The organism is Devosia sp. (assembly GCF_034675085.1).
Lineage (GTDB): Bacteria > Pseudomonadota > Alphaproteobacteria > Rhizobiales > Devosiaceae > Devosia.
Window position 1 is genome coordinate 1 of the sequence record NZ_JAUCDN010000230.1, and the last position, 5320, is coordinate 5320.

The window sequence follows — 5320 nt, forward strand, 5'->3', positions numbered from 1 at the left end:
TCCTGTGGCTCTCGCGCATCTGGATGATCGCGCAACGGGGCGAGCTCATGGACGATCCAGTAGTCTTCGCCACGCGCGATCCCAAGAGCCTGATGCTCTGCGCCGCCGTTGGCGCGGCGTTCATCATGGCCTGGCGGGGGCTGCCGTTTTGATCCATCGCTTGCCGCAAGTCGTTCGTTTCCTGCTGCTGGGCGGGCTGGCCGCGGCCATAAACTGGGTCGCGCGCTTTCCGCTCTCGCTGTTCCTGCCGTTCTCGGCGGCAGTTCTGGTCGCCTATTTCATCGGCATGACCTCGGGCTTCCTCCTCTATCGCAGCTATGTCTTTCCGGGCTCAGACCGCCCCATCCTTCAGCAGACCGCCATGTTCCTGGGCGTCAATCTGGTGGGCGCGGGCGTGGTGATGGTGGCCGCCAATGCGCTGCTCTGGGGCTTTTCCCATACCTTGTGGCCCGAAGCGGTGCGGGAAGCACTGGCGCATGGCCTCGCCATCGGCATCGGCTCGGTGGGCAATTATTTCGGCCACAAGCTGCTGACATTTCGGATATCCGCCAACGGCTGAACGCCGGCCGCGCAATTTACTGGAGGCGTCATCGTGTTCACCAAGCGCTCGCTCGTCACAGCCATCCTGGCGGTGCTGGCCCTCGCCGTCCTGGCCGCCTTCGGCCTGGCCATGCTGGCCGAGCAACCGCTCTCCAACAGCTATGTGCAGCTTGCGCAGGGCTGGCTCGAAGGCCGGTTCGACACCGACCTTTGCGTCGATGGCGATTGCGCGCTGTTCGACGGCAAGACCTATATCATCTTCCCGCCAATGCCCGGCGTGATCGCCCTGCCCTTCGTCGCCCTGTTCGGCCCCGGCTTCGCCGGGTTCACGCTATTGGCCGTTCTGGCTTTCCTTGCCAGCGGATGGCTGTGGTGGCGCATCTTCTCGCAGCAGTCGGGCTCGCGCGATATCGCGCTGCTGCTGGTGTGCGTGGTGCTCTTCGCCTCGCCCCTGGCCTTCGTCACGCTGCGCGGCGATCACGTGTGGTTCTTCGCGCAGAGCTGGGGGTTCCTCTTCGCAACCGCAGCGCTGTATTTCGCGCTGGTGAAACCGAACGCCTTGCTCGTTGGGCTGTTCATCGGCATGGCATTCCTGTGCCGGCAGATGACCATTCTCTATCTGCCCGTGCTCTATGTGCTGATGCTGGACAAGGACCGGGCCTGGTTCACCATCGACTGGGCAGCGATCCGCAGGGTGATGGCGCTCTCGGCCTTCCCACTCGTGGCGATAGCGGTCTATTTCGCCTATAACGCCGCCCGCTTCGGCTCGCCTCTCGAAACCGGCTATTCCTATATTTTCCCCCTGGAATGGGAGAGCGGGGCCGATGTCGCGCTGTTCCTGCGCGACCGCGTGCGCGACCTCGGCATTTTCTCGGACCAGTATTTCCTCTTCAATTTCGTCTACATGTTCATTGCCGGGCCGCATGTGGAATTCGGCGGCAAATATCTCACAGAGATGCTGAGCTTCGACATCAATGGCGCCTCGCTGTTCCTGGTGACGCCGGCGCTGTTTTTTGCCCTTTTGGCGCCGTGGAACCGCGATTTCTGGTTTGCAATGGGAACGGTCGCGCTCATCCTGGGATTGACGCTCTTCTATCACTCCAACGGCTTTTCCCAGTACAGCGCCCAGCGCTATGCGCTGGACTGGCTGCCAATATTACTGGTGCTGCTGGCGCGGGGCGTCCGCCCTGCCCACGCTGCGCCATTGGCGCTGCTGACGGGCTATTCCATGGCAGTGACGCTCAGCATGCTGGCCTTCGGCAGATTGCTGGGCGTGCCGGGCTAGAAAACACTGTTGCCGGTGATGGCGAGGGTATCGTAGGCAGCGGCATCCGCCGCCAGATCGGTACTGACGATATCGTCCCATCTGGCCCCCGCAATGGCGTGGCGGACGCTGCCCGACACGATATTGCCGCTGATGCGGGCATGGCCGGCGCCGGGGGCGAGGCTGACCACGATGCCCATCTCGCATCCCCGCACCAGATTGTCGCTCACCAGCACGTCGCGCAGATAGGGGCCCCAGCCGACGACGATGCCGGTGCCCGGAACGGCCTCGACGATATTGCCGACAATGGCGGCATCGGCCTCGGCGGCAATGCCATAGGGAACGACACCGGGATTGGTGAGCGAGCCCTTGGCCAAATTGCGCACGATATTGCCCTTGCAGACGGACAGCCGCCCATTGCGGTCGAAATTGGTCATGGAAATGCCCGCCGCGCCACCTTCAATCAGATTGTCGCTGATGATGGAGCCGGAAAAGCCGAACTCGGAAAAGATCGAAACCTCTCCGCTGCGCACGCAATGATTGCCGATGACGCGGGTATCGTTGGTGGCATTCAGGCGGATGGCGGAAAAGGCGCAATCGGCGATGGAATTGTCGGCGATGCTGACGCCATCGGCGCGGAAGATATTGATGCCATTGCCGTTCTGGCCATTGCCGCCGCCTTTCCAGTCGATGGCGCCAATGCGGTTTCCAAAAATGCGGGAGCCGTCGGGCCCGCTTTCACCCCGCCAGATGCGGATGCCGCCATTGCCGCAGCCGGTTATGGTGTTGCCTTCGATATCCAGCCCCCCACTATCGGTGGAAAAGATGGCGGTATCGGCGATGTCGGAAAACCGGCAATTTTCGATGCGGCCCTGGCTGCCATGGGCCTTGATGCCGATCCCGGCATGGACAAAGCGGCAATCGCGGATGGTAAAGCGGCTGGCGCCCGCCATGGCCAGCAGGGCCGTTTCCATTCCCGATTGCGCATTTGTTTCCAGGCTCAAGGCTTCGAGAACGACATCGTCGCAATCGAAGACCGACAGAAGCGCCTCGCCCCCCGCGAGCCGAAGAACGGTCTGGCCCGATCCCCTTATGGTCAGCGGCCCGGTGATCCTGACATCCTTGATTTCGAACACTCCCGCGCCGAGAGCGAGCGGCTGGCGCAGGCCGATTGCCGCATCGATGGCCAGTTGCAGGGCCTGGCTCTGATCGCCTGCCCCCTCCTGCAGCCCGAAAGCCCGGGCATCCACCGTGCTTTGGGCAGCGGCGGCTCCGGCAAGTGTCAGGCTCGCGCCGAGGCCGGCGCCGCCAATCAGCAGGTTTCGGCGTGTCATCATCGGGCGCTCTCCTTCAGCATGCCGAGCCGTCCGGCGCTCGCTCCCAGCCAACAGCCAATACGGTTAAAGGCTCCTTTACACCGCTCCTATAGGGTTTGCGCAGCATTCCCCAAATCAGGCATGCCATGACCGAAACTCTCTCCTGGCGCGATGCGGCGAGCCTGGACGCGGACCGATATCGCGGCCGGGCATATCTGCGCGCGATGGCCTCGAAGAGCCTGCTGGCGGTCGTCTGGCTGTGGGTATTTTCGGGCGGCATCATTCTTTTCGAGCCGTCCTTCTATGAGTTCCTCTTCATCGTGACGCTGGCCGCGGCCCTGGCCTCCGGCCTCAGGCTCTACAGCTCGACGACGCCCCTGCTGCTGCTTTGCGTGGTCTTTGCCGCATTCGGCCTCATCGCGGCGTTCCAGGTTCGCTACACCTCGCTGACGGACGCATTCGTTTTCGTGGCGGTGACGATCTTTCTGCTGCTTACCGCCTATTTCGTCGCCAATTTCGTCGCCGAGGCCCCCGCTCAGCGCGTGGCGATCATCCGCCAGGCCTATGTGGCGATCGCGGTCATTTCGGCGACCATCGGCCTGCTCGCCTATCTCAAGCTCCTGCCCGGCGCCGATATCTTCCTGCGATACGACCGGGCCAAGGGGATGTTCAAGGACCCCAATGTCTATGGGCCCTTCCTCGTGCTGCCGGCCATGTTCGTGCTGCGCGACCTGCTATTGCAGCGAAGGCGGCGTCTCGTCAACGGCGCCATCGTGCTGCTGTTGATGGTCGGGGTGTTCGTCAGTTTTTCCCGGGCAGCCTGGGGGCACTTCGCGGCATCGGCGCTGCTGGTCTTCGCGCTGTGTTTCTGGCTCGAGGCCAAGGCGCTGGAAAAGCTGCGCATGCTCACCTTCGCCCTGGTCGGAGGCCTGATCGTGATCGCAGCCTTCGCCGGCCTTCTGTCGGTCCCCGCCATCGGCACGCTGTTCGAACAGCGCGCCAGCGTAACCCAGGACTACGATACCGGGGAAACCGGCCGCTTCGGCCGGCAGGGCTATGCGTTCGATCTCGCCCTCAACCATCCCTGGGGACTGGGGCCTACCGAATTTGGCAATTTCCGCATCCGCGAGCAGCCACACAACACCTATGTCACCGTGCTGCAAGCCTATGGCTGGGGCGGTGGGCTCTGCTACTATATGCTCATCGTCATGACGCTCTGGCGCGGGATTTCGGGGCTGAGGGATTCATCGCGGCGCGCCCTGCTCATCCCCGCGATCGCGGTTTATATCCCGCTGGTTATCCAGTCCGGCCTCATCGATACCGATCACTGGCGCCATTATTTCCTGGTGGTGGGCCTGATCTGGGGGATCAGCGCCAATTCCGCCCCGCCCCGCGCCTTAAAGGCGGCAATCAGGCGATAGAGGCGCAAAGCTGGGCTTCCGTCTCGGAGACTACCCAGCCATCGACGACCACGGTCCGGCCATCGGCAAAATCCTCGCAGCATTGCTGCTGGATCATGGCCTGGCGGGTGTCAACACAGCTTTCCTCATGCGCCGCCAGCAGCAGCGGACGGCTTTCCAGCAGGCGCACAAGCGTCGGCTCGGCGCCAAAACCAGGGTGCAGCCGGGCGACGCGGCTGCCCACGGCCTTAGCAGCATCGAGTGTTTCCGTATCGAGGCTGGCGAAAAAATCCGGAACGTTACGGGCAACGCCCCGGCAATAAAGCAGGAAGAAATCGCGCGCCGCCAGGACCGACATTGCGCCGATGGCGGTGAAGAGAAGCTGGCGGCGGCTGGGCTTGAACATGAAAATTCCTTCCTCGACTAGATCATTTCACCGTTTCTCCTAAACGGTGAAATGATCCAGGTGTTTGTTTTATCGCGTTTCCGAACCGGAAAACCGGTATCCACTTTTCCTGGAAACGCTCTAAACCAGCCCTGCCAGCCTGTCGGCAAGGCGGATGGCCAGCGCGGTAATGGTCAATGTCGGATTGGCTGTGCCGCCGGTGGTGAAGACCGAGCTGCCGGCGATATGCAGATTGGCCAGGCCATGTACCTTGCAATGGGCATCCACCACGCCCTGGGCGGGATCGTCGTGCATCCGCGTCGTGCCCATGTGGTGATAGCCGGTGAAGACCCCGTCGAATTGCGGCGGATCATCGATGCCCAGGCGCAGCCTTCCGATGCCTGCCGCGCCCACC

General features: G+C 62.7%; 6 protein-coding genes. 3 read left to right on the forward strand and 3 right to left on the reverse strand.

Annotated elements, in window-relative coordinates; genetic code table 11:
* The first annotated feature begins 160 nt into the window (after positions 1-160).
* Both VDP82_RS13370 and VDP82_RS13375 read left to right on the forward strand, forming a co-directional pair.
* Complete coding sequence (locus tag VDP82_RS13370) at positions 161-559, forward strand: GtrA family protein (RefSeq protein WP_323015344.1); 399 nt, start codon at positions 161-163, stop codon at positions 557-559.
* A gap of 33 nt (positions 560-592) precedes the next feature.
* Complete coding sequence (locus VDP82_RS13375) at positions 593-1825, forward strand: hypothetical protein (RefSeq protein ID WP_323015345.1); 1233 nt, start codon at positions 593-595, stop codon at positions 1823-1825.
* Here VDP82_RS13375 and VDP82_RS13380 read toward each other — a convergent pair.
* On the reverse strand, positions 1822-3141 hold the full coding sequence (locus tag VDP82_RS13380) for a TIGR03808 family TAT-translocated repetitive protein (RefSeq protein ID WP_323015346.1): 1320 nt from the start codon (positions 3139-3141) through the stop codon (positions 1822-1824). The genes VDP82_RS13375 and VDP82_RS13380 overlap by 4 nt on opposite strands.
* 125 nt (positions 3142-3266) lie before the next feature.
* On the opposite strand from VDP82_RS13380, the gene VDP82_RS13385 reads away from it, so the two are divergent.
* Positions 3267-4541: an O-antigen ligase family protein gene (locus VDP82_RS13385; RefSeq protein WP_323015347.1), complete on the forward strand. Its 1275-nt coding sequence runs from the start codon at positions 3267-3269 to the stop codon at positions 4539-4541.
* Here the strand turns inward: VDP82_RS13385 and VDP82_RS13390 are convergent.
* Positions 4531-4926 (reverse strand): hypothetical protein, encoded by a 396-nt coding sequence (locus tag VDP82_RS13390; protein ID WP_323015348.1) that lies wholly within the window; start codon positions 4924-4926, stop codon positions 4531-4533. The genes VDP82_RS13385 and VDP82_RS13390 overlap by 11 nt on opposite strands.
* A 120-nt stretch (positions 4927-5046) precedes the next feature.
* Positions 5047-5320: GMC family oxidoreductase (locus tag VDP82_RS13395; protein WP_323015349.1), on the reverse strand; the 274-nt coding region annotated here is incomplete at its 5' end.

Coding starts and splice junctions, on each gene's coding strand:
- VDP82_RS13380 (WP_323015346.1), bottom strand. CDS start 3,141: ATGATGACACGCCGAAACCTGCTGATTGGCGGCGCCGGCCTCGGCGCG.
- VDP82_RS13385 (WP_323015347.1), top strand. CDS start 3,267: ATGACCGAAACTCTCTCCTGGCGCGATGCGGCGAGCCTGGACGCGGAC.
- VDP82_RS13390 (WP_323015348.1), bottom strand. CDS start 4,926: ATGTTCAAGCCCAGCCGCCGCCAGCTTCTCTTCACCGCCATCGGCGCA.